We start from the raw sequence: 24,811 nt of genomic DNA on the forward strand, positions 1-24,811 counted from the left end.
CCGTTCGATTTTCAGATGCATCGATTAATCTGATGCCTGTCCGTTTGAAAAGTCGATATCCAAGGCCCTATGCCAGACGTCAAGAAAGTGCCGTATTATGAAATTAAGTCGTCGTCCATTCCATTTTCACTGCCGAAGTGGAAGGAATACGCCGGGGCCGATGGATGCGTTCCTTTGAATACAACGCAAGGCATCTGCATGGATCGGCTTGCTCCTGGCGAACCCAAGCCGTTCAAGCTTCCGGAGCCCATGCCGACGAAGCCCGAGACGACGAAAGCGTCGGAGCCGGCAAAGGCGCCACCCGCCAAGCAGGTTCCACCTCCCAAGCCGACAGAGCCAGCCGACGCGGAGGATTGCGAGAATCCCCCACCCTTCGATTTACTGGACGTTCCCACTGCGATGGAGCGGATGAAATGGCCTGTTGCAGCCAAGCTTGCCAGGCGATGGTTCAGCGGCCCGAAACACGTTTGGGATAACAGTTTCAAAACGGACCAACCCTTTTATAACACGATCGTGACGCTTGAATGGGCGCTAAAGTTCGGGAAGGTCCGCGAGCGTTATGACGAGCTTATCTCGAAAAGCATCTACAACGAGAATGCCAGAGTGCTGTTGAGAGATTTGCTGCGGGATGTGGTGAAGGAAAAATTCGGCTCGTCGGTGGATTTTGATTTCCAGACGGTTGGCGACAAGGGCAATCTCGTCGAGTTTTGCAGGAAGTGGCAATTCCAGTGGGTGAAAGTGTCCAGCTTTGACACGACGGGCGGCCTTCCTTATGCGCCGACCGATTTGACCGCTGCCCTGGCCAACTTCAACATCTATGCTGCGATCGGGCGCGTCGAGTTTTCCGGAGACAGATATTACAAATACAACAACCAGGAGAAGACGAAATCGTACTGCGCTGACCTGACTGCATCCATAACCCATATCTACGCCTACATAAAAGACAGCTACTCCTTCAATGACGGGAAGCCGGGATCGAGCAGTCAGTATTTGGGACACTGGAATAAAAGCGGCATGGTGATCACGAATGGTGGGAGAATTCGGGAGCTTCTGTACCGGAGCGGCGTGAACTCGAACCTCGGAAATTCGCCCGACGTCGAGTCCAAGATCAAATGGAAGTATCTGATTGATGACTTTCTAGATAAACCGATCGATACCCGTAAAGGCATCGTCAAAAAATTTAGAGCGTGCGACGTGCACTATCCTGTTTTCAACCGAACGTACAACGATTGGAGAAACAAGCATAATCGCGGAGAGGATTTCGTGATATATTCAAATCTGCAATATCTCAAGCTGACCAATCCCATTAAGATCAATCTCGGCGAAATATGCAGATCACCAGAAAACATGTAATCGCGATCGCGCTTGTCTTGGTACTAGCGATTCCGTCTCTTGCGTTACGGAAGTCATACGAAGGTTGCGAGAGCTATACGCAGGATCTTAACGGGGGAACGAAAGAGTTCGGTGGCAAGAAGTACAAGATCGAGCTATGTGGGGCGCCCCGCTCTTTTGCCGATGGTGACGAAATTCGACTCCGGGTGATGGGTTCGGCAGGAGACGTGCTGGCGGAGCGTTATTTTGCGGTGCGCACGCTCAACGATGCAGCACCCACGGAACTGCGGTACAGCGACGACAACATTTTCTACTACGACCAGTCGAAGTCGTCTCCGTTGCGCTTCATTGCCATGCCGCCGTCCCGAACGGACTGGTGGACGGCACGCATACCGTTGCTGCAACGACTGCTCGCGTTCTTTTCATAAGATCGGGAGACGCACTCAGACGTCGCGTGTTAGCCGGGCATGGTACTTCGCCGCCTCGCGGCGCATCCGCGCCTCTTCCGGCGACACGTAGATCGACGTGGTGCCGAGCGACATCCGGTCGTGGCTCGGATGATCGGTCGGCCGTTCGACAGCCGCGTGTCGACGCGCAACGCCCGGGCCGCCTGCGCCGACGCGGGACGCTCGCATTCTGCGCATGAAGCGGCGCAAGCCTCGCGGCTTGCGCCGCTTCATGTAGCGCTTGCGGCGAACCTCCTCACCCCGCCGTCACCTGGATTCGCCGCGGCTTCGCTTCTTCGCGCCGCGGGATGCTCAGTTTCAGCACGCCGTCGCGCAGTTGCGCGTCGATGCGCGACACGTCGAAATCCGGGCTGAGCGTGAACGCGCGCGAGAAGTGCGGATGCTGCACTTCGCCGTGCTGCAGACGCAATCCCGCCGGCGTCGGGACGACGGCTTCCGCTTCGATGGCCAGGCTGCCGTCGTGCACGCGGACGTCGAGCTTGTCGCGCGGCACGCCCGGCAGGTCCGCGTACAGCGTGATGCCGTGCGCATCCTCGACGATGTCGACGGCGGGCGCAATCCGCGTGCGCGGCGTGTCGCGCCGAGCCGCTTCACGGTTCGTCACGGCCGTTCGCGTATCGGCCGGACGAGTCGTCAGTTCAGTGGTGTTCGTGTCACTCATGATGTCCTCCGTCATGCGTTCGTGACGTCGTGCTGTTTACTGGACGGCAATCGCCCGCGGCTTCGAGGCTTCCGACTTGCCGACGCTGATCGTCAGGCAGCCGTTCGCATAGCGCGCGTCGATCTTGTCGGGGTCCGCGTGCTGCGGCAGTTCGACCACGCGGCGGAACGCGCCCATGAACCGCTCGTTCGCGTAGACGCGTCGCTCGTCGTCGGTCGTGCCATCGTCCGGGGGCGTACGCTCGCCGCTGATCGTCAGCAGCCCGCGATCGACGGAGATGTCGATCTTGGCGGGGTCGAGACCCGGCGCGAACGCGACGATCTCGATCGTGTCGTCGGTGCTGCCGATATTGACCGGTGGAAATGCGCCGGGCCGCGGCGCGCGCAGACTGGCCGGAAAGCCCGTGAACACGCTGGCCATCTGCCGTTGCAGGCGGTCGAATTCCGCCAGCAGATCGGTGGGGAAGAAGATATCGCTCATGATTGGCTCCTGTTGGCCCCCTGCGAAGGGACGAACCGGACCACGCGCTCCAGTTCGTCCATCCGCGACAGGGTCGCTGACTAACAAATCGAAACACGCAGCGCGAAAACCGCGACTGCCTTGAGCGATACCTAAAATAGGATACGGCGCGTGAATTTCAAGGGGGGCGAGACGTCGAGATGGCCGGGTCCGACATGTCGGACGTTGCGCGGAGCGGGGCACGGCGATAGAGGGCGGAATTTGCAACGACACGCTGGAAAAGACGCGGCGGCGCGCGTGCGCCGTCGCGTCGCATCCTTCCGTTCAGCGCGACGGCCCGGACGGCGGCTTCTCTTCGGACAGGTCGTCCTCGCGAACCTCGGCCTGACGCACCGTGGTGCCGTCCTCGCCGGTTTCCGAAATATCGGTTTCGAAGGTCTGCTGCCCATCGTCGCGTTTCTCCGCGGGCTTCTCGTTACCTGTCTGCTTGTCTGCCTGTGGCTGTTGACGTGTCATCTTGCTCTCCTGGTCGCAACCTGGGATGTTGCGCACGTTGCAGGCGAGCAAGGCGCGGGCCGCGCAAAGCTTTCAAATAGAAAGGTTTGATGCCATCGGCAACCACGGCTTGGCGACTGATCTCGACCCTCGGCGCGGCGTGACATCGACGTGCCGAGCGCCACCGCCTCTATACATACCAATCCAGCGTCTTCACGATCCCCGTTTCGAAGCTCTCCGCCGGCCGCCATTGCAATTCGCGGGCGAGCTTCCCCGCATCGATCGCATAGCGCCGGTCGTGACCGGCGCGATCGGTGACGAACCGGACGAGGCGCGCATGCGGTGCGTGTTCGGGCCGTCGCGCGTCGAGCAGCGTACAGATCAGCGCGACGATGTCGACGTTGCGCCATTCGTTGCAGCCGCCGACGGTGTACGTCTCGCCGACCGTCCCGCGCCGGATGACCGCGTCGATCGCACGGCAATGGTCGTCGACGTACAGCCAGTCGCGCACGTTCGCGCCGTCGCCGTACACGGGGATGTCGGTGCCTTCGAGGCAATGACGGATCACGGTCGGAATGAACTTCTCGCCGTGCTGGCGCGGCCCGTAATTGTTCGAGCAGTTCGTCGTGGTGACGGGCAATCCGTACGTATGGAAATAGGCGCGGACGAGATGGTCCGAGCTTGCCTTGGTGGCGGAGTACGGGGAGTTCGGCGCATACGGTGTCGTTTCGGAAAAAGGCGGGTCGTCGGGACCCAGCGAGCCGTACACCTCGTCGGTGCCGATATGGTGAAAGCGGCGGCGCGCGAGGGCGTCGGCCCGGCCGAGCTTTTGCTCGTTCAACCAAAGCTGGCGGCACGCGTCGAGCAGCGTCCACGTGCCGAGCACGTTCGTGCGAACGAATTCGCCGGGGCCGTCGATCGAGCGGTCGACGTGGCTTTCGGCCGCGAAGTGGACGACGGTGTCGATCGCATGGTCGCGTAGCAGCGACTCGACGAGCGGTCGGTCGCAGATGTCGCCGAGGACGAAGCGATGACGATCGGCGCCCGGCAGGTCGTCGCCGAGATTGTCGAGGCTGCCCGCATAGGTCAGCAGATCCAGCGTGACGACGCTGACCTGCGGATCGCTTTCGAGCAGATGCCGGACAAAATTGGCGCCGATGAAACCGGCGCCGCCCGTCACGAGAACATGTTTCGGTCGATAGCTCATGAGGTTCGCTTCCAGGTGGCAAACACGTCGGTGAGACCCGCGATCCACGAAGGCGATTCGACCCCGAAGTGTTCTCGCAGGAGGCCGCAGTCGAGCGCGGAATTCGCCGGTCTCGGCGCAGGCAACGGATAGGCGTCGGTCCGGATCGGCCGGACCAGCGGTACGCGGTCGATGAGGCCGGCGCGCCGCGCCTCGGTGAAGATCGTTTCGGCGAAGCCGTGCCATGTCGTCACGGGCGTGCCGCACAGGTGATAGGTGCCCCAGCGCAGCGCTTCACCGGCCCGGTATCGCGCCGCGATCGTCAGCAGCGCGTCGGCGATCGCACCGGCATGCGTCGGGCCGCCGTACTGATCGGCGACGACGCCGACGACCTCGCGCTCGCGCGCCAGCCGCAGCATGGTGCGCACGAAATTGCCGCCGTGCGCGCCGAACACCCAGGCGACGCGCAGAATCAGGTGACGGTCGGGCAGTCGCTCGCGCACCGCTTCCTCGCCCGCGAGCTTGCTCCGGCCGTACACGCCGAGCGGCGCGACGGCGGCGGTTTCCGCGTACGGGCCGGGCATGCGGCCGTCGAACACGTAGTCGGTCGACAGATGAATCAACGGAATCCCGAGCGCGGCGCACGCGTTGGCCAGCACGGCCGGCCCGTCGCGGTTCGCCCGCCACGCGGCATCGGGCTCGGCCTCCGCGCGGTCGACGGCGGTCCATCCGGCGGCATTGATCACGAGCGCGGCCCGGTGTTCGTCGAACGCACGGCGCACCGAGCCTGCATCGGCGATGTCGAGCGCGGCGCGCGACAGCCCGACGAGCGGCTGCCCGCCCGCGCGCAACACCAGTTCGCGGCCGACCTGGCCGAGCGCGCCGGTCACGACGATCGTCATCGCGCACTCCCGTATGCGGGCAGCAGCGCCGGCGCGCCGGCTGCCAGTTCGGCGAGCGGAGGCTGCCGCCGATCCTTGTCCGACAACTGATACGGCGCGCCGGCGTCCGGCCAGTCGATGCCGATATCCGGATCGTCCCAACGCACGCCGGCGTCCGAATCGGGATCGTAGTACTGCGTGCACTTGTACGCGAAGTCGGCCTCGTCGGACAACACGCAAAAGCCGTGCGCGAAGCCGGGCGGAATCCACAGCATCCGGTGCGATACGTCGTCGAGCTGCGCCCCGAACCAGCAGCCGAAGCACGGCGAGCCGCGCCGGATGTCGACGGCGACGTCGTAGACCGCGCCGCGCGCCGCGTGCACCAATTTGCCTTGCGGATTCACGCGCTGGTAGTGCAGCCCGCGCAGCACGCCGCGCCGCGAGCGCGACTGGTTGTCCTGGACGAAGGTCGCGTCGACGCCGGCGTCGCGCAGCCAGCTTGCCCGGAAGCTTTCGACGAAAAAGCCGCGCGCATCGCCGAACACGCCGGGCTCGATCAACAGCACGCCGGGCAACGGCGTCTCGATCACCCGTGTCATGCCGCGACCTCCTTGCTCAGCAGATCGAGCAGATAGCGGCCGTAACCGCTTTTCGCGAGTTTGTGGGCCAGCGTTTCGAGCTGCTCCGCATCGATCCAGCCGAGCCGGTACGCAATTTCCTCGGGACACGCGATTTGCAGGCCCTGCCGCGCCTGCATCACCTGGATGAAATTGGCCGCGTCGAGCAGCGATTCGTGCGTGCCGGTGTCGAGCCATGCGTAGCCGCGTCCAAGTATCTCGACGTTCAGCGCGCCGCGCGCGAGATACGCGAGATTCAGGTCGGTGATCTCCAGTTCGCCGCGCGCCGACGGGCGCACGGCCTTCGCCAGTTCGACGACGTCGTTGTCGTAGAAATAGAGGCCGGTGACCGCGTAATTCGACTTCGGCTCGCGCGGTTTCTCCTCGAGGTCGATCGCGCGGTCGTCCGCGTCGAACGACACGACGCCGTAGCGCTCCGGATCGCGCACGTAGTAGCCGAACACGGTCGCGCCGGCGGTCCGTGCGGCGGCCTGCTGCAGCAGCGACGACAGCGCGGGCCCGTGATAGATGTTGTCGCCGAGCACGAGCGTCGCCGCGTCGCGACCGATGAACGGCGCGCCGATCACGAACGCCTGCGCAAGACCGTCGGGGCTTGGCTGCGTCGCATACGAAAAGCTCATGCCCCACTGGCTGCCGTCGCCGAGCAGTTGCTGGAACGCGTCGAGATCGCGCGGCGTCGAGATGATCAGCACGTCGCGGATGCCGGACAGCATGATCGTGCTGAGCGGGTAATAGATCATCGGCTTGTCGTACACCGGCATCAATTGCTTCGATACCGAATGCGTGAGCGGGTGGAGCCGGGTGCCCGAGCCGCCCGCCAGAATCAGTCCTTTACGGCCAATCGCTGTTTGCATGAGGTCCCTCGCTGCAAGAGGAAAAGTGCGTGCGTGATACGCGGAATACACCGAATGCGTCGACGAACGTCGATACCCGTGCGCGCCTCGCTACGGCTGCTCGGCACCGCCAACGTGAATCGCGCGAAATACGATCGCGAAGCCGAGCGCGTACAGCGCGGCGATCACCGCGAAGCCGACGGCCGTCGCGCGGTCCGGATCGTCGATCACGTGCAGGATCACCGATGCGATCGCGATGCCGACCAGCGAACCGATCTGCCGGCTCGCGTTCAGCGACGCGGCGGCGAGGTTCGCGTCCGCCGCATCGGCCGACTGCATCACGACGAGATTCATCGCCGGAATGGCCTGGCCGGCGCCGAAGTTGGCCAAGCCGATCGCGACGGCCAGCACCGGATACGGCATCGCCGCGACGCCGACGAGCGCCACGCTGCCGAGCGCGGCGAGCGCGAGCCCCGAGAGCAGCGTGCGGCGCGGGCCGAACCGGGCGCTGACTTTCGCGGACGCGAGATTGCCGATGCCGAACATCGCCATCAGCGGAAACAATTCGAACCCGGCCACGAGCGCGCTCGCGCCGCGGACGTTCTGCAAATAGAGGCTCAACAGAAAGATCTCGGCGAGAATGCCGAAGTTGATCGCGAGACCCAGCGTGCTGCCCGCGACGAAACGCCGATTCGCGAGCAGCGCCGGCGACAGGATGCGCGAGTGCGCGTAGCGCTCGCGTAACGCAAATGCCGCGGTGGCGGCCAACGTCGTGGCGACGCCGGCGAGGATCGACGGCGAGCGCCAGCCGGCGCCGGGCCCTTCGATCAGCGTGAAGCTCAGCGCGGCGAGCGCGAGCGCGCCGAACAGATGGCCGAGCGCATTCAACGGGCCGGGATGACGCGGCGCCCGCGCGATATGCCGGTACGTGAGCCACAGGCCGGCCGCACCGACCGGCAAATTCACCCAGAAGATGCCGCGCCAGCCGATCGCGTCGACCAGCACGCCGCCGACGCAGGGCCCGAGCGCCATCGCGGCCGACACCAGCGCGCCCCAGATGCCGATCATCCGCGTGCGCATCGGCCCTGGCGGGAACGCGAGCGTGAGCAGGCTCAGCGAACTCGGCATGAACAGCGCCGCGCCGACACCTTGTGCAAGGCGCGCCGCGACCAGTGCGCCGCTGGACTGCGCGGCCGCGCACAGCACCGACGCGCCGACGAACAGCGCGAGCCCGGCGACGTAGATGGCTTTCGACCCGTAGCGGTTCGCGAGCGCGCCGCCGAGCAGCAGCAGCGCGGCGAAGCTGAGCGTGTACGCATCGACGACCCACACCAGCACGGTCAGCGACATCGACAGACTGGTTTCCATCGCCTTCAGCGCGACGTTGACGATCGTCACGTCGAGCATGGCCATCACGAAACCGCACGCGAGCGCGACCATCACGAGCACGGGACGCGCGGCCGCGGCGGCGGCGGCGGACGCGCCGGCGACCGGCGTGGCGCGTCCGCCGTTCATGCGGCCCTCCCGCCGAGGTACAGGCGTCGCATCTCGTCGCTGTCGAGCAGCTCGGCCGCGGCGCCTTCGAGCGCGACGCGCCCCATCGTCAGCACGATGCCGCGATCCGCGATGCGCAGCGCCTCGATCGCATTCTGCTCGACCATCAGCACGCCGATATGCTCGGTGTCGCGCATCCGGACGATCGCGTCGAACACCTCGTCGACCATCTTCGGCGACAGGCCGGCCGACGGCTCGTCGAGCAGCAGCAACACCGGGCGCGGCATCAGTGCGCGTGCGAGCGACACGATTTGCCGCTCGCCGCCGGACAATGCGCCCGCCAGCGACCGGTAGCGACGCCGCAGCACCGGATACTGCTCGCACAGCTCGTCGATCCGCGCCTCGCGCGGAAACGCCGACATCGACTGGCCGCCGAGCATCAGGTTTTCGCGCACGGTCAGCGACGCGAACACGTTGTCGGTCTGCGGCACGAAGCCGATCCCGTACTCGCGGATCTTTCGGTGGACCGGCACGCGCGCCACGTCCGTGCCCTGGATCGTCACGCTGCCCGCACGAGGCAGCACGAAACCTGCGATCGACTTCAGCAGCGTCGATTTTCCGCAGCCGTTCGGGCCGAGGATCGTCACGATGTCGATGGCCCCGACCGTGAGCGACACGCCATGCAGGATGTCGACTTCGGGCGTGTAGCCGGCGACGAGTTCGCGCACGTCGATCATGACGCCTCCAGCGGACGAGGGGCGGCATGGGCGCGCCCGAGATACGCGTCGAGTACGCGACGGTTGCGCTCCAGCTCGGCCGGCCGGCAGTTCGCGATCGTCACGCCGCGGTCCAGCACGACGCAGCGGTCGCACAGCTCGCGGATGAAATGCATGTCGTGCTCGATGACGACCAGCGTGACGCCTTGCTTGCGAATCCGTCGCAGTTCGTCGATCAGCTCGCCGCGCAGGTTCGGGTGCACGCCGGCGGTCGGCTCGTCGAGCAGCAGCAGCTTGGGCGCGGTCATCATCGCGCACGCGATGCCCAGCAGCTTCTTCTGGCCGCCGGAAATCGACGCGGCGGACAGGTGCGCGACGCCGGACAGTTTCAGCTCGTCCAGCAGCGCGGCGGCGCGTGCACGCGTATCGGCATCGAGCGCGCGCGTCGCACGGCCGGGCCAGAGGGCGGCGGCGATGCCGTGGCGCGCGGACGAAGCCGCCATCGCGAGTTCGAGCACCGACATGCGTGCGGGCATCGACGGCAACTGGAACGTGCGGCGCACGCCCAGCCGCGCAATCTTGTGCGGCAACAGCGCGTCGATCCGCCGACCGTCGAAGCGGATCGCGCCCGCCGCGAGCGGCGCGAAGCCGGTGATCGCGTTGAGCGCGGTGCTCTTGCCGGAGCCGTTCGGGCCGAGCAGTCCGACGATTTCGCCGCCGTCGACCGACAGCGTGACCCCGGACAAGACGACGTTCTCGCCGTAGCGGATCGTCACGCCGTCGAGATCGAGCAGCGTGCTCATGGCCGCACCTCCAGGCGCTCGGGTACGAGCCCGTGCGGACGCCAGAGCACGCACGCGAGCAGCATCAGGCCGACCAGGCCCAGCCGCACCGCGCCGGTCAGGTCGCTGCCGACATCGAGCCAGTCCTTGAGAAACGGCGCCAGCGCGTAGACGGCCTGCACGATCAGCGTGCCGACCAGCACACCCAGGTGGCTGCCGAGGCCGCCGACCATCACGACGGTCCACAGCGCGAAGGTCTCGGACGCGATCATCGCGTCCGGCCCGACATAGCCGATGTACCACGCGGCGAGTGCCCCGGCGAGCGCGGCGGGCAGCGCGCCCGCGATGCATGCGCGCGTTTTCAGCGCGAGCGGATCGTAGCCGAAGCAGACCGCGAGCGCGGGTTCTTCGCGCATCACCTTCAGCGCCCGGCCGAAGCGGCTCGCGGTCAGGCGCCGGTACGTCGCGTAGGTGAGCGCGAGGCAGCCGGCCGTGACCGCGAGGAACGCGAGTTCGGCCCACGGCGCGCGCAGCCCGGGGAATAGCGGCGCGATGCCGCCGATGCCTTGCGCGCCACCGGTCAACCCGCTTTCGTTGAGCGCGATCGTGCGCAGGATCTCGGCGATCGCGAGCGTCGCGATCCCCCAGTAGTCGGCGGAGAGCTGCCGCCCGAGCCGCGCGACGACGATCGCCAGCGCACCCGCGGCGGCCAGCGCGAGCGCGAGCGCCGAAGGCAATGGCCAGCCGAGCCGAGACGCGATGCCGGCCGCGTACGCGCCGAGCCCGCTGAACGCAATGAAGCCGAAATTGACGAGTCCCGCATAGCCGGCCTGCAGGTTCAACCCGAGCGCCATCGTCGCGTACAGGCAGCCGACGGTCAGCAGATGGATGACGAAGCTAGACACGCCGTACCTCCCGATCGAAGATGCCGTAAGGCCGGAAGATCAGTGCGACGAGCAGGATCGCGAACGACACCGCGCCGACGTACTCGACCGGAAAGAATTGCATCGGCCGATCGACGAGCCCGCCGAAATCGACGTTCAGCGCGACGGTCTCGGCCACCGCGATCAGCAGCGCACCGGCCGCGGCGCCGAGCGGATTGCCGAGGCCGCCCAGGATCGCCGCGGAAAACACCGGGATCAGCAGTCCATAGCCGAGATTCACATGCACGCTCTCGGTGGCGCCGAGCATCGTGCCGCCGAGCGCCGCCAGCACGCCGCTCGCGAACGTGATCACGTTGGTCACGCGCGTCGCGTCGATGCCGGTCGCGAGCGCCAGCGCGCGATTCGACGCGAGCGCACGCATCGCCCGCCCGAGGCCGGTGCGGTACAGCAGCGCCGCGAATATCGCGAGCGCGCCGGCGCCGCATGCGATCGAGCCCAGTTGCGGCACGGACAGCGCGACGCCGGCGATCACCATCGGCGGATGCACGTCCTGCGCATACTGCTGCGGCCGCGAGCCGGCGACGCCGAGCACCAGCGCGACCGCGAGCATCGAGATCGCAAGCGAGCCGATCATCGCCACCGCGCTGCCGGAGCGCAGCAGTCTCGCGAACACGAACAGGTTCAGCAGCGTCGCGGCGGTGCCGACCAGCGCGCAGGACACGGCCGTCGCGAGCGCGAACGGCAGCCCCGCGCGTTCCAGCCAGAGCGTCGCGAATGCGCCGAGCATCGCGTACTGGACATGCGCGATGTTGGGAAAGCGGATCAGCGAATAGAGCGTCGACAGGCCGACCGACACCAGCAGCAGATCGGCGGTGCGGATCAATACGTCGACAATGAATGACAGCATGGCGAGATCCTCTGGTTCATCCGGGCGGGCGCTTACTGCTGCGCGACGACCGATTGGCGGTAGACCACCTTCTCGTACGGCTGGACTTCCCGCTGACCGTCGGCATCGAACGCGATCGCGCCGGTCACGCCGGTATACGACTTGCCCAATGCCGCGAGCGCGGTGCGAATCTTCGCCGGGTCGATGGATTGCGCGCGGCCGATCGCCGCGGCGGACAACAGCGTCGCGTCATACGCATAGCTGCCGAACGCCGAGCGCGGGGCCTCGTTGTACGCGGCCTGATAGGCGCTCGCATACGCTTTCGCGCCCGCGCCGAGCGCGGCGACTTCGAGGCCGATCTGGCCTTGCGCGATCTGCGCGGGCGTGTCGCTCGTGCACATCGTCAGGTAGATGCCGTACCACGGATGCTGGTTGAGCCGCATCTCGAATGCCTGCCGGTTCAGCGTCGCGGCTTCCTGGCCATAGGCGCTGTAGACATACGCGTCGGGCTGCGCGCGCGATGCCTGCTCCAGTTCGCGGCGATAGGTCGATTGTCCTTCCGTATAGAGCACCGTCGACACCACCGTGCCGCCGAGCGCCTCGAAACGCTTCCTGAATTCGCCGGCAATCCCCTGGCCGTAGCCGTTGTTCGGCGCGATCAGCGCGATGCGACGCAGCTTGCGGGCGTACACGTCCTGCGCGGCGAAGCGCGCGGACAGGTCGTCCAGCCCGATCACGCTGAACGAGCCCGCGCCGATCTTGCGCACCTGCTGGCTCGACGAGCCGATGTTGATGTGCACGTCGCCCTGGCGCACCAGGAACTGTCCGACCGGTATCGTGACCGACGACGAGAATTCGCCGAGCACGACCGGCACGTGTTCGACGGTCGCGAGCTTGCGCGCGGCGTCGAGCGCGGTATTGGCCGAGCCGCCCGAATCCTCGATGCGCACGGCGAGCTTCTGGCCCAGCACGCCGCCTTTCGCATTGATCTGCGCGACGGCCAGCTCGATGCCGCGGCGCTGGTCTTCGCCGATCGACGCACTCGCGCCGGTCAGCGGCAGCACCGCGCCCACGCTGACGTCGGCGTGCGCAGCGCCCGACGCAAGCGCCCCGAGCGCGATCCAGACACCGACACTCCACTGACTTGCCTTCATCTTCGTTCTCCCGTCGCATGGTCGGCCGCACGGTTGGCGGCATGGTTTGATATACAGAAGTGTCGACAGAATCACAGAACAAAAATCGTTTGCAAATAAATTTTCGAGCCGCTGAGACGAATAGCGAAAGTCTTGTTTGAGATAGAAAATTTTCCCTTTTTTCATGCATTTATGCACGCGGATAAAGCGCGTGGATAGCCATGGTGCATGGGCGCGCCAATCCGGCGCAGTCGAGAATATTTCTGAAAAAAGTGTATACAGAGGTGAATTGCAGTGCTTAAATCTGCCCAACTCGACACGACCTCGGAGGGCAGTCAGATGGTGGAGATCAAGCGATACGGCGTAAGTGAACGGATGAGCCAACTGGTGGTCGCGGGCGGGCTGGCCTTCGTCGCGGGGCAGGTGGCGGACGACACGTCGCTCGACGTGGCGGGGCAGACCCGGCAGATTCTCGACAAGATCGACCGGCTGCTCGAAGACGCGGGGCTCGACAAGCGCCGGATCGTGTCCGCGAGCATCTGGCTGGCCGACTATCGCAGCTTCGCCGAGATGAACAGCGTATGGGACGCGTGGGTGCCGCAGGGCGAGTCACCGGCACGCGCGTGCGTCGAATCGAAGCTCGCGTTTCCGCAGTACACGGTCGAGATCGCGGCGATCGCCGCGAGCTAGCGCAGGGAGAACCAGACGATGAAGACGATCGTGCTCGGCGGCGGCATCGTCGGCGTGACCACTGCGTATTTTCTCGCGAAGGCCGGCGACGAGGTGACGGTGATCGAACGTCGCGACGGCGTCGCGCTCGAAACGAGCTTCGCGAATGCGGGGTTGATCGCGCCCGGCCATTCGTATACCTGGGCATCGCCGCGCGCGCCGAAGATTCTGTTCAAGTCGCTGTTTGCCGACGGCCAGGCGCTGCGGCTCAAATGGACGCCCGACTGGCGGATGTGGGCCTGGTGTGCGCTGTTCCTGCAGAACTGCACGGCCGAGCGCTCGCGCCGCAACACGTCGATCAAGGTGAGGCTGTGTCGTTACGCGCAGCAGCGGCTTCAGCAGGCGACGAATGATGAACTGCTCGAGTACGACCGGACGAGCGGAGGATTGTTGTACCTGTATCGCGACCCTGCATCGTTCGAGCGCGGCGTCGCGAACATGCGGATTCTGACCGACAACGGCCTGCCGCTCGACATCCTCGATGCGCGGGCCACCGTCGAACGCGAGCCGGCGCTGCGCCACGCGGTGGCCGGGATCGCGGGCGCGATCCATTGCCCGAGCGACGAGAGCGGCGACGCGCATCTGTTCACGCGCGCGCTGGCCGAGCGCTGCCGCGCGCTCGGCGTCGAATTCCGCTTCGGCACGTCGATCGACGGCGTGCGCGCGAGCGCCGATGCGATCGACTACGTCGAGACGTCGCAGGGCCGCGTGACCGGCGATCGATACGTGCTCGCACTCGGCGCGTACTCGCCGTTCGTCGCTCGATCGCTCGGCTACCGGCTGCCGATCTATCCGGTCAAGGGGTACTCGGTCACGCTGCCGATCGACGACACGCACGAGCCGCCCGCGCTCGGCGGCGTCGAGGAGAACCAGCTCGTCGCATGGGCGCGCTTCGGCAACCGGCTGCGGCTGACCGCGACCGCCGAGTTCAGCGGCTACGACACCACGCATTCGCCGGGCGATTTCGCGCACATGCTCGCGACCGCGCAGGCGCTGTTCCCGAACGGCGCCGACTACGCGAAGCCGTCGTACTGGGCCGGGCTGCGGCCGATGACGCCGGAGGGCACGCCGATCATCGGCGCATCCCGGCACCGCAACCTGTTTTTCAACACCGGCCACGGCCATATGGGCTGGACCATGTCGTGCGGCACCGCGAAGATCGTCGCGGATCTGATCCACGGCAAGCGGCCCGACATCGACATCACCGGGATGACCCTGCAATGAGCGAACTTCTTTCCACCTCCGAGGCGTCCGATCCGGTTGTCGGCGCCGGCCCGGCGCGCGACGCGTACGCGCGCTTCGATTTCTCGCTCGACGCCGGCATCGCGCGGCGCGCGGCGATCGGCCTCGTCGTGCTGGCGACCGATCATACGATCGAATACGAGTGGCGACGTCTGCTCGCGATCGATGGCGTCGCGTTCTACGAAAGCCGGATCGCGAATTCCGCCGAGATCACCGCCGAGACGCTCGCGCGAATGGACGGCGGGATCTGCGCCGCGGTCGAATTGATCCGGCCGGGCGAGCGCCTCGACGTCGTCGCGTTCGGCTGCACGTCGGCGTCGATGGTGCTCGGCGAGGAGCGCGTGTTCGAGCGCATCCGCGAGGCGCGGCCCGGCGTCGCATGCACCACGCCGATTACCGCGGCGCGCGTCGCGCTGACGGCGCTCGGCGCGCGCGGGGTCGCGCTGCTGACGCCGTACGAGCGCACGATCAACGATGCGATGGCCGCGTACCTGCGCGCGCGCGGCGTCGATATCGTGCGGGTCGGCTCGTTCGAGCACCGCGACGACAACGAGGTCGCCCGCATCGAGCGCGCGTCGATCGAGCACGCGGTGCTGACGCTCGCCGCCGATCCGGCCGTCGATGCCGTATTCGTGTCGTGCACGAGCCTGCGCATCGTCGATGCGCTGGCCGATATCGAAGCGCGCGCGGGCAAACCCGTACTGTCGAGCAATCACGCGCTCGCCTGGCACGCGCTGCGGCTCGCGGGCATCGACGATCCCGTGCCGGGCTTCGGCAGCTTGCTGATGCGCTGACGCATGGCTCGTGCATGTAAAAAGAACGCGCGCGGGCAGATTGCCGATGGATAATGACGCGCGGTGACAACAGGTGGAACCAGGAGACGAGATGTCGACTTCCGTTATGGCTGGCCGGGAGACCGCGGCGCCGACGCGCACGGGCCTCACGGTCAACGAGATTTACGAGCAGTTGAAACAGATGGCCGTGCTGTACGAGATCCGGCCGGGCGAACGGTTCAACGAGCTGGAGCTTGCCGAGCGCTTCAACGTGAGTCGCACGCCGATTCGCGAGGCGCTGAATCGGCTCGTTGCCGAAAACCTGCTGGTGTTCGTGCCGAACCGCGGTTTCTTCATTCGGGAACTGGAGGGGAAGGATGTGTTCGATCTGTTCGAATTGCGTCGCTCGATCGAAACGACCGCGGTGATGCTCGCATGCGAGCGCGGGTCGGACAACGACATCAAGGCGTTGCGTCGCTTCTGGAAGCAGGTGATGAAGAATGCGGCGCGGATGTCGTCGGCCGAGCTGGTCGTCAAGGACGAGCAGTTTCACCTGGAGCTGGCCGCGTTGTCGGGCAATGCCGAGATCGGCCGGGTGCTGCAAGGGATCAACGCGCGTATTCACTACGTGCGCTGGGTCGACGTCGATCAGCGACGCAACGAGGCGTTTACCGAGCATCTCGAGATTCTCGACGCGCTTGCCGAACGCGATGCGGAACGTTGCGCGACGCTGACCGACACGCATATCCGCTGGCGGATGGAAGAGATCACGCGCGTCGTCCAGGCGAGCGTCGTCAAGCTGTACGCAAGATAAAGCAAGACCGGCCGCGGCGCCTGCGACGATCGCGTACAGCACGCGAACGGGCAGGGCAGGCTGGTCGACGAGACAAGCAGTCGTGCAAAGGAGGACGGGCCGCCCGGATCGACCGGCGCGGTGCATCGCTACTTGATCGTCACGAGGTGCCGTCATGACACACGGTACGTTGGTCACGCTGTATAAACCCTCCGCGGCGCAGATCGAGCATTTGCTGACCTTGCCCGCGAAAAGCCCCGTCGTCGTCGCGGTCGACAATTCGCCCGTCGCCGATCGTGCGCTGTACGCACGGCTCGCCGCAGGCGGCGTCGACGTGATCGCGAATCACAATCGCGGCGGCATCGCCGGTGCGTTCAACGCCGGCGTCGAATTCCTGATCGGCCGCGGCTGCGACGTCTTCTTCATCTTCGATCAGGATTCGCACGTTCCGGACGACTATTTCGATCGCATGCTGGCCGGCTGCGCGCGGGTGGGCGACAGCCGCTTCCTGGTCGGCCCGCGGATCTTCAACCGCAATTTCCAGCGCGACCTGCCGTTGTTCACGGTGCGCCGCTGGTCCGCGCAGATCACGCCGATCCACGGCGGCGCGCAGGGCCTGCTGTCGTGCTCGGTCATCATCTCGTCGGGCACCGCAATCTCGCTCGACGCGTATCGCGCGCTCGGCCGCTTCCGCGAGGACTTCTTCATCGACCACGTCGACGCGGAATACTGCATGCGCGCGCAGGCGCACGGCGTGCCGGTGCGCGTCAACGCCGACGTGTCGCTGCCCCATGAACTCGGCAGCCCGTCCGCGCAGCAGCACTGGCCGCGCGTCGAGATATTCGATCAGAGCGCGCTGCGCCACTACTATGCGGCGCGCAACTGTATCCTCGTCGCGCGCGACTACTGGCGGCGCTATCCGGCGATGCTGCTGATCAATCTCATCACGCTCAAGCACGTCGCGTTCGTGCTGCTGCATGCGCGCAACAAGCGCCTGAAGCTGAAGGCGATCTATTGCGGCGTGACGGACGGGTTGCGAGGGCGGTACGGGCGTGTATGACGCGTGATTTATCGCGGTATGGGCGCACGACAAACGCGCCATACAATTCGGATCACTGATTATAAGAGAGGGTTTCAGATGAGCTTGTCTACGCCGATTCACCGCCGCTATACGGGCGCGTTTTCCGTCGCGCCGACGATCTTCACCGAGTCGGGCGAGATCGATATGCCGGGCCAGAAGCGCTGTGTCGACTTCATCATCGACGCGGGAGCGGACGGCCTGTGCATCCTCGCGAACTACTCGGAACAGTTTTCGTTGACCGACGACGAGCGCGAGCGGCTCATCGCGGCGATCCTCGAACACGTGGCGGGACGCGTGCCGGTGATCGTGACGACCACGCATTTCAATCCGACGATCTGCGCGGCGCGCAGCCGCGCCGCGCAGGCGGCCGGTGCGGCGATGGTGATGGTGATGCCGCCGTACCACGGCGCGACGATTCGTTGCGGCGAGGCCGCGATCGAGCAGTTCTATGCGGCGCTTTCCGACGCGATCGAGATCCCGATCATGTACCAGGACGCGCCGATGAGCGGCACGCAGGTATCGGCCGCGTTTCTGGCGCGCCTCGCGCACACGATTCCGAATCTGCGCTATTTCAAGATCGAGGTGCCGCAGTCGGCCGCGAAGCTGCGCGAACTGATCGCGCTTGGCGGCGACGCGATCGAAGGGCCGTTCGACGGCGAGGAGGCGATCACGCTGCTTGCCGATCTCGATGCGGGCGCGACCGGCAGCATCCTCGGCGGCGGCTATCCGGACGGGCTGCGGCCGATTCTCGCCGCGTATCTCGCCGGGCAGCGCGACGAGGCGGTCGCCCAGTACGAGCAATGGCTACCGTTGATCAATTACGAGAACCGTCAGGCCGGCCTGCTGGCGGCGAAGGCGCTGATGAAGGAGGGCGGCGTGATCGCATCGGACGCGCCGCGCCGTCCGCTGGCGCCGCTGCATCCGGCGACGCGCGCGGGCCTGATCGAAATTGCGCGACGGCTCGACGCGCTGGTGCTGCGCTGGGCACGCTGACGCGACCGCCTGGCAGCACGACGTTGCGAATTCCGCCGCCATCCGTGCGCCCGACGCGTACGGGCGGCTTCCGCACTCGATGACCCAACCAAGGAACCCGAAGAATGAGCATGCCGACGATACGCGCGGTCCGCGCGCTGACGGTGCGTGGTGGCGGTGCCGATTACCACGATCAGGATGCCGGTCACTGGATCGACGACCACATTGCGACGCCGATGTCGCGCTACCCCGAATACCGGCAGAGCCGCCAGTCGTTCGGCATCAACGTGCTCGGCACGCTCGTGATCGAAGTCGAGGCCAGCGATGGAACGGTCGGCTTTGCGGTGACGACCGGCGGCGAGATCGGCGCGTTCATCGTCGAGCGGCATCTCGCGCGTTTCATCGAAGGGCAGCGCGTGACCGACATCGAGAAGATGTGGGATCAGATGTTCCATGCAACGCTGTACTACGGGCGCAAGGGTGTCGTGCTCAATGCGATTTCCGGCGTCGATCTCGCGCTGTGGGACCTGCTCGCGAAGGTCAGGCGGGAGCCCGTGCACCAGTTGCTCGGCGGCAAGGTGCGCGACGAGCTGGAGTTCTACGCGACCGGTGCGCGACCCGATCTCGCGAAGGAGATGGGTTTCATCGGCGGCAAGCTGCCGTTGCATCACGGCCCGGCCGAGGGCGAGGTCGGCCTGCGTCGCAATCTCGATGCGCTCGCCGAGATGCGTTCGCGCGTCGGCGCCGATTTCTGGCTGATGCTCGACTGCTGGATGAGTCTCGACGTGCCGTATGCGACGCGGCTCGCGCACGAAGCGCATGCGCTCGGCCTGAAATGGATCGAGGAATGCCTGCCGCCCGACGACTATTGGGGCTATGCGAAGCTGCGCCGCGACGTGCCGCGCGGCATGCTCGTCACGACCGGCGAGCACGAGGCGACCCGCTGGGGCTTTCGCATGCTGCTGGAGATGGAGTGCTGCGACATCATTCAGCCGGACGTAGGCTGGTGCGGCGGGCTCACCGAGTTGACGCGGATCTCGGCGCTCGCCGATGCGCGTGGCGTGCTGGTGATTCCGCACGGCTCGTCGGTCTACAGCTATCACTTCGTCGCGACGCGGCACAACAGCCCGTTCGCCGAATTCCTGATGATGGCGCCGCAGGCCGATCGTGTCGTGCCGATGTTCGATCCGCTGCTGCTCGACGAGCCGGTGCCGGTCGGCGGGCGGATGAAGGTGCCCGACACGCCCGGTTTCGGCGTGCGCCTGAATCCGGACGTGCGCATGCAGCGCCCGTATGAACACTGAGCGTACGGAGGGGCGCAATGACGAAATTGCTTGAAGACAGGATCGTCGTCGTGACGGGCGGATCGCGCGGGATCGGCCGCGCGATCGCGCTGGCGTGTGCGCGGCATGGCGCCGACGTCGTCGTCAACTACTGGACGAACCCGCTGCTGCCCACGCAGGCCGATCACGAGATCGACGCGCTCGTCGACGCGATCCGCGCGACGGGGCGCGACGCGCTGGCCGTGCCGGGCGACGTCGCGCAGCCGGACACGGCCCGCGCGCTCGTCGCGGCCGCGGTCGAACGATTCGGCCGGATCGACGTACTGGCGAGCAATGCCGGAATTTGCCCGTTCCACGGCTTCCTGGACTTGCCGCCCGAGCTGCTGCAACGGACGATGGAAGTGAACCTGCACGGTGCGTTCTACATGACCCAGGCCGTCGCCCGGCAAATGGCCGCGCAAGGGCACGGCGGCGCGATCGTCGCGACCAGCTCGATCAGCGCGCTGGTCGGCGGCGGCATGCAGACGCACTACACGCCGACCAAGGCCGGCGTCCATGCGCTGATGCAGTCGTGCGCGGTCGCGCTCGCGCCGCATCGGATTCGCTGCAATTCGGTGCTGCCGGGCACGATCCGCACCGAAATCAACGACGACGATCTCGCCGCGCCCGGCAAGACCGAGTACTTCGAGCGCCGGATTCCGCTCGGCCGCCTCGGCGAGCCGGACGACGTCGCCGACTGCGTCGTGTTTCTCGCGTCCGACATGGCGCGCTACGTGAACGGCGCCGCGCTGCTCGTCGACGGCGGCATGTACGTGAACCTGCAATGAAACCGCGAGGCATGACCATGGAAACGATCGCCTTCAGGATGCGCCTGCACCCCGGCAAGCGGGACGAATACCGGCGCCGGCACGATGCGATCTGGCCGGAACTCGCCGACGCGCTTCGTGCAGCGGGCATCTCGGACTACTGGATCTTTCTCGACGACGACACCCATCACCTGTTCGCCGTGCTCAAACGGCCGGCCGATCACCGGATCGCGCAACTCGCCGAAACGGACGTGATGCGTCGCTGGTGGGCGTACATGGCCGACCTGATGGCGACCGGGCCGGACGGACGTCCGGTCGAGAAATCGCTGGAGCCGATGTTTCATCTGGAATGACGCCGGCCCGTTCAACGGATCGGCAGCGCTCGACGTGTGCCGAACCATTGCAGCGGATCATCGTGTCGCATGAACTCACGGAGCCCACATGCAGGTTGTCGATCCCCATGTCCATTTCTGGGACGCCGACGCGTTGAGCTACAGCTGGCTCGATCGCGCTCAGCCGGCGTTCTCGGGCGCGGTGGCGGACTTGCCGCGCCGCTACCTGCCCGCGGACCTGCGCGCGGACGCCGGCGCGGATATCGACGTGCTGAAGGTCGTGCATGTCGAGGCGATCCACGATGCGTGGACGACGCCGAGCGAAGTCGACTGGCTGCAGGCGCTGGCCGATGCGCCGGCGAGCGGCGGGATGCCGGACGGCATCGTCGCGGGCGTCGACCTGTTCGCGCCGGACGCACGCATCCGGCTCGCCGGCGCGGCGGCGCATCCGAACGTGCGCGGTATCCGGCAGGTGTTGAACCGGCATCCGGACCCCTGGTACAACTACGTCGACGTGGAGTATCTGGCCGAACCGCGCTGGCGAGAGAACTTCGGGATGCTGAGCGAGTTCGGTTTGTCGTTCGACCTGCAGTTGTACCCGGCCCAGGTCGGCGCCGCGCTCGCCGTCCTCGATGCGCATCCCGACACGTCCGTGATCGTCAATCACACGGGCATGTTCGTCGACCGGACCAGCGTGCACGGCTGGCGCGAGTGGCGCGACGGATTGCGCGGGCTCGCGCGGCGGGCGAACGTGACGATGAAGCTGTCCGGGCTCGCGATGTTCGACCATCGCTGGACGGTCGAAAGTTTCCGCCCGTACGTGCTGGAGGCGATCGACGCGTTCGGCGCGGCGCGCTGCATGTTCGCGTCGAACTTCCCGGTCGATCGGCTCCATGCCGGCTATCAGGCGCTCTGGCACGCTTATGCGGCGATCGTCGCGGGCGCCCGCGACGATGAGCGCGAGGCGCTGTTCGTCCACAATGCGCTGCGAACTTACCGACTGTGAGCCACGTGCCCGCCATCGGGTGGCGAGCGTTGTCACCGAAGCACGTGCCGGGCGCGCGCCCCGGCAGCATCAGCCGAACCCGCACGCTGCAGCGGCGCTGGCTGATGCTTCATCGGGACTTGTTCGCCCTAATCGCGCAACGCGGTCGCGACGACGCTCGCCAACGGCGTCGTGGGCCGACCGATCAGTCGCGCGAGGACGCCGCCGTCGTCGAACAGCGCACCGCGCGACGCGGCCACGTCGGCATCCGCGAGGACGCTGGCAAACTCGGGCGGCAACCCGGCGCTCGTCAGCACGTCGGCATAAGCGTCCTCGGCGAGATCGTTGTAGACGACGGTCTTGCCGGACTGCCGCGAGACCTCCGCGGCTAGCTGCGCCAGCGTGTACGCATCGTCTGCCGCCAGTTCATAGGTTTTTCCTGCGTGGCCGTCCGTCGTCAATACCGCGGCCGCGGCCGCCGCATAGTCCTTCCGCGCGGCGGCAGAGAAGCGCCCGTCTTTCGCGGCCCCGATGAACGCGCCATGCTCGAGCGCAGCGGGAAGGGTCATCAAATGGTTCTCGGTGTACCAGCCATTGCGCAGGATGACGGTGGGGAGGCCGGAGGCCGCGATGACTTGTTCCGTCTGCCGGTGCTCGATCGCGAGTCGGACGGGCGACGTGTCGGCGTGCAGCATGCTCGTATAGGCGAGCAACGAGACTTCAGCGCGCCGGGCCGCGTCGATCACCGCGCGGTGCAATGGCAGGCGGCCGGCGACTTCGGTCGACGAGATCAGCAGGAGTTTGTCGACACCGAGGAACGCGGTGGCGAGCGTTTCAGGCCGCTTGTAGTCGGCCTCGCGCACCACCACGCCGCGCGCTTCAAGGTCGCGCGCCTTCGCCGGATTCCTGACCGCCGCGATAATCCGGTTGGCCGGCACGGTTTCAAGCAATGCGTCGATCACAAGGCGCCCGAGCTGCCCGGATGCTCCCGTTATTGCATACATGTTCATGCTCTCCGTGTATCGATAGGTGAGGCTCCAAGTGTAGGGATGAAGGTTTCCATTGGAAACCACCTATCCATCGGTTACCATCATTTTCAAGTAACCAAATGGAAACCATTCACGGTGCGACGATGGGTTTGAGAATGCGAAAGAAGGTGGAGCCGCTTCCCGGCTGCCCGATGTCGAAATGCATGGCGTTGATCGGCGGTCTGTGGACGCCCGAACTGATCTGGTGCCTGAGCAATGGCCCGCGTCGGTTTTCGGAGTTGCGGCGCGACAACCCGACCATCACCGCGAAGGTGCTGACCGGCAGGCTGCGTGATCTGGAGGAGCGGGGCGTGATCCGGCGCAGCGTGTTGCCGACGTCGCCGCCGTCCGTGGAGTACGAGCTGACGTCGCTCGGTCAGGAACTGCTGCCGGCGATTACGTCGATCGTGGAGGTCGGGTCGCGCCTGCTGCTGCGTGACCGGCCGCGCTAGCGATTAGCGACCGCGCGGGCTATCGCGCTGCCGTCGAACGCCGGCGCTTCGTATTCGGCAACGGCTGGTGATGCATCGGCCCTGTGATGAGGTCGCTCGTCGCGTCGCGGATCCAGCGGTGGGCCGGCTCGTGATGAAAGCGCGAATGCCGAAACAGATCACCGGGTACGACACCCCGCCGGCGCAACGCTTTACGCGTCTTTCAGCCAGGGCATTTCCACGGGCGACACGACCAGTTGGCGGAATTCGCGCTTCAGATCGAAGATGAACCCGACCAGGATCATCGAGTCGGCGTAAGGAATCGGAAAGACCTGCGGATTTTCCGGGGTACGCAGCGGGCGCTCCTGCGTGTCCGCCGTCGCCGCGGCGTTTTCGCGAACGCTTTCCAGGTCGTCTGCCATGGCCGGGCCGCCGGCTTTCAGCACACGGCTACGCAGCTCGCTGAAAGGTTCGATGCGCGCGGCGTCTTCGTGGTATTCGGGCACTTCATAAACGAACCAGGACATTGTCGTCTCCCATGAGAAGGGGCGCTATTCTAACGCTACGCGCGAATCCACCGAAAATCGAGGCCGCCCACTTCTCAAAGCACATCCACGAGTCCTGCAAGGTCATCGCATCCGAGGCGGATTGCAGCAATGTCACACTTCGGATAACACCTGATGCGCCGCGCGAACCACCGCATCTACCGTGATGCCAAACTTGTCGTACACGTCCTTGATTTTCCCGGACTCGCCGAAGCTGTGCATGCCGACGAACCGGCCTTCCGGTCCGATGTACCGTTCCCATCCCAGTTCGACCGCCGCCTCGACCGCGACCCTCGCGGGAGAAACGCCCAGCACGGCCCGCCGGTAATCGCGCGGCTGCTCCTCGAAGAGCAGGCGGCACGGCATCGATACGACGGCCGTCGGCACGCCTTCCTGTTGCAGGATGTCGCGTGCCTGGACGGCGAGGTCGACCTCCGAGCCTGTCGCGATCAGCGTGAGTTGGCGCGGCCCGCCATCGGCCTCCCGCAAAATATAGGCGCCCCGCGCCGACTTGTTTTCGTTTCCAGGCTCGTTGCGCAGGAGCGGGACCGGCTGGCGTGACAATGCGAGGAGTGCGGCCCTGCGCGGCTGTTCGAGAATCAGTTCCCAGCACTCCGCCGTTTCGACTGGATCGGCCGGCCGATAGACGGCGAGTTGCGGAATGGCGCGAAGAGCGGCGAGGTGCTCGACGGGTTGATGAGTCGGCCCGCCGCCGCGTTCGGCTCGAAGCCCTTGTCGCACGGTTAAGACTGAGGTCGCCATGAACGCTCTACTGCAGGGTGCAATCCAGTTGCTCGAGGCGCATCCTGCGGTCGAGTCGGTAAAGGTCAAAGAAACTTCTGGCCATGGTGCAAACGTCTATGCGACGTATCTCTGACCTTGCCCCTGTTTCACGAATCCCATAACCGAGGCAATCAGGCCGCTTGCCCTTGCTGAGCGGCGGCCCAGTTCTTCTCGAACGTCA

General features: G+C 65.9%; 30 protein-coding genes. 13 read left to right on the forward strand and 17 right to left on the reverse strand.

All coding sequences use genetic code 11. The annotated features are described in order from the left end of the window. Positions 1-69: 69 nt before the first annotated feature. Both HWX76_RS14255 and HWX76_RS14260 read left to right on the forward strand, forming a co-directional pair. Positions 70-1,353 (forward strand): DUF6402 family protein, encoded by a 1,284-nt coding sequence (locus HWX76_RS14255; RefSeq protein ID WP_244137971.1) that lies wholly within the window; start codon positions 70-72, stop codon positions 1,351-1,353. Next, complete coding sequence (locus HWX76_RS14260; RefSeq protein WP_176015967.1) at positions 1,329-1,760, forward strand: hypothetical protein; 432 nt, start codon at positions 1,329-1,331, stop codon at positions 1,758-1,760. Before HWX76_RS14255 ends, HWX76_RS14260 begins: the two co-directional genes overlap by 25 nt. A gap of 15 nt (positions 1,761-1,775) precedes the next feature. On the opposite strand, the gene HWX76_RS14265 is transcribed toward HWX76_RS14260, so the two are convergent. From HWX76_RS14265 to HWX76_RS14330, 14 genes are all read right to left on the reverse strand, one after another. After that, a complete protein-coding gene (locus HWX76_RS14265; protein ID WP_124592782.1) occupies positions 1,776-1,967 on the reverse strand; it encodes a hypothetical protein in 192 nt (63 codons plus the stop codon). Positions 1,968-2,034: 67 nt separating this feature from the next. After that, positions 2,035-2,460: an Hsp20/alpha crystallin family protein gene (locus HWX76_RS14270; protein WP_176015968.1), complete on the reverse strand. Its 426-nt coding sequence runs from the start codon at positions 2,458-2,460 to the stop codon at positions 2,035-2,037. A 36-nt stretch (positions 2,461-2,496) separates the two neighbouring features. Then, positions 2,497-2,940, reverse strand: coding sequence for an Hsp20/alpha crystallin family protein (locus tag HWX76_RS14275; RefSeq protein WP_176015969.1), 444 nt, complete (start codon positions 2,938-2,940; stop codon positions 2,497-2,499). 303 nt (positions 2,941-3,243) lie between these two features. Next, positions 3,244-3,435 carry a hypothetical protein gene (locus HWX76_RS14280; protein ID WP_124555814.1) on the reverse strand — a complete coding sequence of 64 codons (192 nt, stop codon included), beginning with the start codon at positions 3,433-3,435 and terminating at the stop codon, positions 3,244-3,246. A 169-nt stretch (positions 3,436-3,604) separates the two neighbouring features. Further along, complete coding sequence (gene rfbB, locus HWX76_RS14285) at positions 3,605-4,621, reverse strand: dTDP-glucose 4,6-dehydratase (RefSeq protein ID WP_124679676.1); 1,017 nt, start codon at positions 4,619-4,621, stop codon at positions 3,605-3,607. After that, the gene (gene rfbD, locus HWX76_RS14290) at positions 4,618-5,502 is read right to left on the reverse strand and encodes a dTDP-4-dehydrorhamnose reductase (RefSeq protein ID WP_176015970.1); all 885 of its coding nucleotides are present in this window, start codon (positions 5,500-5,502) and stop codon (positions 4,618-4,620) included. Before rfbD ends, rfbB begins: the two co-directional genes overlap by 4 nt. Further along, the gene (rfbC, locus tag HWX76_RS14295) at positions 5,499-6,080 is read right to left on the reverse strand and encodes a dTDP-4-dehydrorhamnose 3,5-epimerase (RefSeq protein WP_050016929.1); all 582 of its coding nucleotides are present in this window, start codon (positions 6,078-6,080) and stop codon (positions 5,499-5,501) included. The genes rfbD and rfbC overlap by 4 nt, the downstream gene beginning before the upstream one ends. Continuing rightward, a complete protein-coding gene (rfbA, locus tag HWX76_RS14300; protein ID WP_176015971.1) occupies positions 6,077-6,973 on the reverse strand; it encodes a glucose-1-phosphate thymidylyltransferase RfbA in 897 nt (298 codons plus the stop codon). The genes rfbC and rfbA overlap by 4 nt, the downstream gene beginning before the upstream one ends. Positions 6,974-7,063: 90 nt before the next feature. Further along, positions 7,064-8,467 (reverse strand): MFS transporter, encoded by a 1,404-nt coding sequence (locus HWX76_RS14305; protein WP_176015972.1) that lies wholly within the window; start codon positions 8,465-8,467, stop codon positions 7,064-7,066. Beyond that, complete coding sequence (locus HWX76_RS14310; RefSeq protein ID WP_089490394.1) at positions 8,464-9,183, reverse strand: ABC transporter ATP-binding protein; 720 nt, start codon at positions 9,181-9,183, stop codon at positions 8,464-8,466. Before HWX76_RS14310 ends, HWX76_RS14305 begins: the two co-directional genes overlap by 4 nt. Then, positions 9,180-9,965, reverse strand: a complete 786-nt coding sequence (locus tag HWX76_RS14315; RefSeq protein ID WP_050016937.1) for an ATP-binding cassette domain-containing protein — start codon at positions 9,963-9,965, stop codon at positions 9,180-9,182. The genes HWX76_RS14310 and HWX76_RS14315 overlap by 4 nt, the downstream gene beginning before the upstream one ends. Then, positions 9,962-10,849: a branched-chain amino acid ABC transporter permease gene (locus HWX76_RS14320; RefSeq protein WP_080334364.1), complete on the reverse strand. Its 888-nt coding sequence runs from the start codon at positions 10,847-10,849 to the stop codon at positions 9,962-9,964. Before HWX76_RS14320 ends, HWX76_RS14315 begins: the two co-directional genes overlap by 4 nt. Next, positions 10,842-11,735 (reverse strand): branched-chain amino acid ABC transporter permease, encoded by an 894-nt coding sequence (locus HWX76_RS14325; protein WP_050016938.1) that lies wholly within the window; start codon positions 11,733-11,735, stop codon positions 10,842-10,844. Before HWX76_RS14325 ends, HWX76_RS14320 begins: the two co-directional genes overlap by 8 nt. 32 nt (positions 11,736-11,767) lie before the next feature. Continuing rightward, complete coding sequence (locus tag HWX76_RS14330; RefSeq protein ID WP_089490393.1) at positions 11,768-12,868, reverse strand: ABC transporter substrate-binding protein; 1,101 nt, start codon at positions 12,866-12,868, stop codon at positions 11,768-11,770. Between the two features lie 318 nt (positions 12,869-13,186). On the opposite strand from HWX76_RS14330, the gene HWX76_RS14335 reads away from it, so the two are divergent. The 10 genes from HWX76_RS14335 (at position 13,187) to HWX76_RS14380 (ending at position 21,864) form a co-directional block, all read left to right on the forward strand. Beyond that, the gene (locus HWX76_RS14335) at positions 13,187-13,537 is read left to right on the forward strand and encodes a RidA family protein (RefSeq protein WP_176015987.1); all 351 of its coding nucleotides are present in this window, start codon (positions 13,187-13,189) and stop codon (positions 13,535-13,537) included. Positions 13,538-13,555: 18 nt separating this feature from the next. Beyond that, complete coding sequence (locus tag HWX76_RS14340; protein WP_176015973.1) at positions 13,556-14,800, forward strand: D-amino acid dehydrogenase; 1,245 nt, start codon at positions 13,556-13,558, stop codon at positions 14,798-14,800. Beyond that, positions 14,797-15,612 (forward strand): aspartate/glutamate racemase family protein, encoded by an 816-nt coding sequence (locus HWX76_RS14345; RefSeq protein ID WP_176015974.1) that lies wholly within the window; start codon positions 14,797-14,799, stop codon positions 15,610-15,612. Before HWX76_RS14340 ends, HWX76_RS14345 begins: the two co-directional genes overlap by 4 nt. A 91-nt stretch (positions 15,613-15,703) precedes the next feature. Further along, on the forward strand, positions 15,704-16,405 hold the full coding sequence (locus tag HWX76_RS14350) for a GntR family transcriptional regulator (protein WP_050016945.1): 702 nt from the start codon (positions 15,704-15,706) through the stop codon (positions 16,403-16,405). Between the two features lie 154 nt (positions 16,406-16,559). Continuing rightward, entirely contained in the window at positions 16,560-17,444 is an 885-nt protein-coding gene (locus HWX76_RS14355; protein WP_124714637.1) for a glycosyltransferase family 2 protein, read from the forward strand. 78 nt (positions 17,445-17,522) lie between these two features. Then, complete coding sequence (locus HWX76_RS14360) at positions 17,523-18,458, forward strand: dihydrodipicolinate synthase family protein (protein ID WP_124653404.1); 936 nt, start codon at positions 17,523-17,525, stop codon at positions 18,456-18,458. Positions 18,459-18,562: 104 nt separating this feature from the next. Continuing rightward, positions 18,563-19,741 carry an L-rhamnonate dehydratase gene (rhmD, locus tag HWX76_RS14365; protein WP_176015975.1) on the forward strand — a complete coding sequence of 393 codons (1,179 nt, stop codon included), beginning with the start codon at positions 18,563-18,565 and terminating at the stop codon, positions 19,739-19,741. Between the two features lie 17 nt (positions 19,742-19,758). After that, entirely contained in the window at positions 19,759-20,547 is a 789-nt protein-coding gene (locus HWX76_RS14370) for an SDR family NAD(P)-dependent oxidoreductase (RefSeq protein ID WP_050016952.1), read from the forward strand. Between the two features lie 17 nt (positions 20,548-20,564). Then, the gene (rhaM, locus tag HWX76_RS14375) at positions 20,565-20,879 is read left to right on the forward strand and encodes an L-rhamnose mutarotase (protein ID WP_069620467.1); all 315 of its coding nucleotides are present in this window, start codon (positions 20,565-20,567) and stop codon (positions 20,877-20,879) included. An 88-nt stretch (positions 20,880-20,967) separates the two neighbouring features. Then, a complete protein-coding gene (locus HWX76_RS14380; RefSeq protein WP_175978721.1) occupies positions 20,968-21,864 on the forward strand; it encodes an amidohydrolase family protein in 897 nt (298 codons plus the stop codon). Positions 21,865-21,992: 128 nt separating this feature from the next. Here the strand turns inward: HWX76_RS14380 and HWX76_RS14385 are convergent, their stop codons facing one another. After that, positions 21,993-22,847, reverse strand: coding sequence for an SDR family oxidoreductase (locus HWX76_RS14385; protein ID WP_176015988.1), 855 nt, complete (start codon positions 22,845-22,847; stop codon positions 21,993-21,995). A 104-nt stretch (positions 22,848-22,951) separates the two neighbouring features. On the opposite strand from HWX76_RS14385, the gene HWX76_RS14390 reads away from it, so the two are divergent. After that, on the forward strand, positions 22,952-23,323 hold the full coding sequence (locus HWX76_RS14390; RefSeq protein ID WP_244137972.1) for a helix-turn-helix domain-containing protein: 372 nt from the start codon (positions 22,952-22,954) through the stop codon (positions 23,321-23,323). Positions 23,324-23,514: 191 nt separating this feature from the next. Here the strand turns inward: HWX76_RS14390 and HWX76_RS14395 are convergent, their stop codons facing one another. Next, positions 23,515-23,829, reverse strand: coding sequence for a helicase (locus tag HWX76_RS14395; RefSeq protein ID WP_124555827.1), 315 nt, complete (start codon positions 23,827-23,829; stop codon positions 23,515-23,517). 132 nt (positions 23,830-23,961) lie between these two features. Beyond that, on the reverse strand, positions 23,962-24,609 hold the full coding sequence (locus HWX76_RS14400) for a transketolase C-terminal domain-containing protein (RefSeq protein WP_244137973.1): 648 nt from the start codon (positions 24,607-24,609) through the stop codon (positions 23,962-23,964). Between the last annotated feature and the right edge of the window lie 202 nt (positions 24,610-24,811).

Source organism: Burkholderia sp. BCC0398 (assembly GCF_902833245.1).
Classification (GTDB): Bacteria; Pseudomonadota; Gammaproteobacteria; order Burkholderiales; family Burkholderiaceae; genus Burkholderia; species Burkholderia sola.

What these genes read in the sequence shown, in the direction of transcription:
- HWX76_RS14255 (WP_244137971.1), top strand. Translation starts at nt 70, where the DNA reads ATGCCAGACGTCAAGAAAGTGCCGTATTATGAAATTAAGTCGTCGTCC.
- HWX76_RS14260 (WP_176015967.1), top strand. Translation starts at nt 1,329, where the DNA reads ATGCAGATCACCAGAAAACATGTAATCGCGATCGCGCTTGTCTTGGTA.
- HWX76_RS14265 (WP_124592782.1), bottom strand. Translation starts at nt 1,967, where the DNA reads ATGCGAGCGTCCCGCGTCGGCGCAGGCGGCCCGGGCGTTGCGCGTCGA.
- HWX76_RS14270 (WP_176015968.1), bottom strand. Translation starts at nt 2,460, where the DNA reads ATGAGTGACACGAACACCACTGAACTGACGACTCGTCCGGCCGATACG.
- HWX76_RS14275 (WP_176015969.1), bottom strand. Translation starts at nt 2,940, where the DNA reads ATGAGCGATATCTTCTTCCCCACCGATCTGCTGGCGGAATTCGACCGC.
- HWX76_RS14280 (WP_124555814.1), bottom strand. Translation starts at nt 3,435, where the DNA reads ATGACACGTCAACAGCCACAGGCAGACAAGCAGACAGGTAACGAGAAG.
- rfbB (WP_124679676.1), bottom strand. Translation starts at nt 4,621, where the DNA reads ATGAGCTATCGACCGAAACATGTTCTCGTGACGGGCGGCGCCGGTTTC.
- rfbD (WP_176015970.1), bottom strand. Translation starts at nt 5,502, where the DNA reads ATGACGATCGTCGTGACCGGCGCGCTCGGCCAGGTCGGCCGCGAACTG.
- rfbC (WP_050016929.1), bottom strand. Translation starts at nt 6,080, where the DNA reads ATGACACGGGTGATCGAGACGCCGTTGCCCGGCGTGCTGTTGATCGAG.
- rfbA (WP_176015971.1), bottom strand. Translation starts at nt 6,973, where the DNA reads ATGCAAACAGCGATTGGCCGTAAAGGACTGATTCTGGCGGGCGGCTCG.
- HWX76_RS14305 (WP_176015972.1), bottom strand. Translation starts at nt 8,467, where the DNA reads ATGAACGGCGGACGCGCCACGCCGGTCGCCGGCGCGTCCGCCGCCGCC.
- HWX76_RS14310 (WP_089490394.1), bottom strand. Translation starts at nt 9,183, where the DNA reads ATGATCGACGTGCGCGAACTCGTCGCCGGCTACACGCCCGAAGTCGAC.
- HWX76_RS14315 (WP_050016937.1), bottom strand. Translation starts at nt 9,965, where the DNA reads ATGAGCACGCTGCTCGATCTCGACGGCGTGACGATCCGCTACGGCGAG.
- HWX76_RS14325 (WP_050016938.1), bottom strand. Translation starts at nt 11,735, where the DNA reads ATGCTGTCATTCATTGTCGACGTATTGATCCGCACCGCCGATCTGCTG.
- HWX76_RS14330 (WP_089490393.1), bottom strand. Translation starts at nt 12,868, where the DNA reads ATGAAGGCAAGTCAGTGGAGTGTCGGTGTCTGGATCGCGCTCGGGGCG.
- HWX76_RS14335 (WP_176015987.1), top strand. Translation starts at nt 13,187, where the DNA reads ATGGTGGAGATCAAGCGATACGGCGTAAGTGAACGGATGAGCCAACTG.
- HWX76_RS14340 (WP_176015973.1), top strand. Translation starts at nt 13,556, where the DNA reads ATGAAGACGATCGTGCTCGGCGGCGGCATCGTCGGCGTGACCACTGCG.
- HWX76_RS14345 (WP_176015974.1), top strand. Translation starts at nt 14,797, where the DNA reads ATGAGCGAACTTCTTTCCACCTCCGAGGCGTCCGATCCGGTTGTCGGC.
- HWX76_RS14350 (WP_050016945.1), top strand. Translation starts at nt 15,704, where the DNA reads ATGTCGACTTCCGTTATGGCTGGCCGGGAGACCGCGGCGCCGACGCGC.
- HWX76_RS14355 (WP_124714637.1), top strand. Translation starts at nt 16,560, where the DNA reads ATGACACACGGTACGTTGGTCACGCTGTATAAACCCTCCGCGGCGCAG.
- HWX76_RS14360 (WP_124653404.1), top strand. Translation starts at nt 17,523, where the DNA reads ATGAGCTTGTCTACGCCGATTCACCGCCGCTATACGGGCGCGTTTTCC.
- rhmD (WP_176015975.1), top strand. Translation starts at nt 18,563, where the DNA reads ATGAGCATGCCGACGATACGCGCGGTCCGCGCGCTGACGGTGCGTGGT.
- HWX76_RS14370 (WP_050016952.1), top strand. Translation starts at nt 19,759, where the DNA reads ATGACGAAATTGCTTGAAGACAGGATCGTCGTCGTGACGGGCGGATCG.
- rhaM (WP_069620467.1), top strand. Translation starts at nt 20,565, where the DNA reads ATGGAAACGATCGCCTTCAGGATGCGCCTGCACCCCGGCAAGCGGGAC.
- HWX76_RS14380 (WP_175978721.1), top strand. Translation starts at nt 20,968, where the DNA reads ATGCAGGTTGTCGATCCCCATGTCCATTTCTGGGACGCCGACGCGTTG.
- HWX76_RS14385 (WP_176015988.1), bottom strand. Translation starts at nt 22,847, where the DNA reads ATGTATGCAATAACGGGAGCATCCGGGCAGCTCGGGCGCCTTGTGATC.
- HWX76_RS14390 (WP_244137972.1), top strand. Translation starts at nt 22,952, where the DNA reads ATGGAAACCATTCACGGTGCGACGATGGGTTTGAGAATGCGAAAGAAG.
- HWX76_RS14395 (WP_124555827.1), bottom strand. Translation starts at nt 23,829, where the DNA reads ATGTCCTGGTTCGTTTATGAAGTGCCCGAATACCACGAAGACGCCGCG.
- HWX76_RS14400 (WP_244137973.1), bottom strand. Translation starts at nt 24,609, where the DNA reads ATGGCGACCTCAGTCTTAACCGTGCGACAAGGGCTTCGAGCCGAACGC.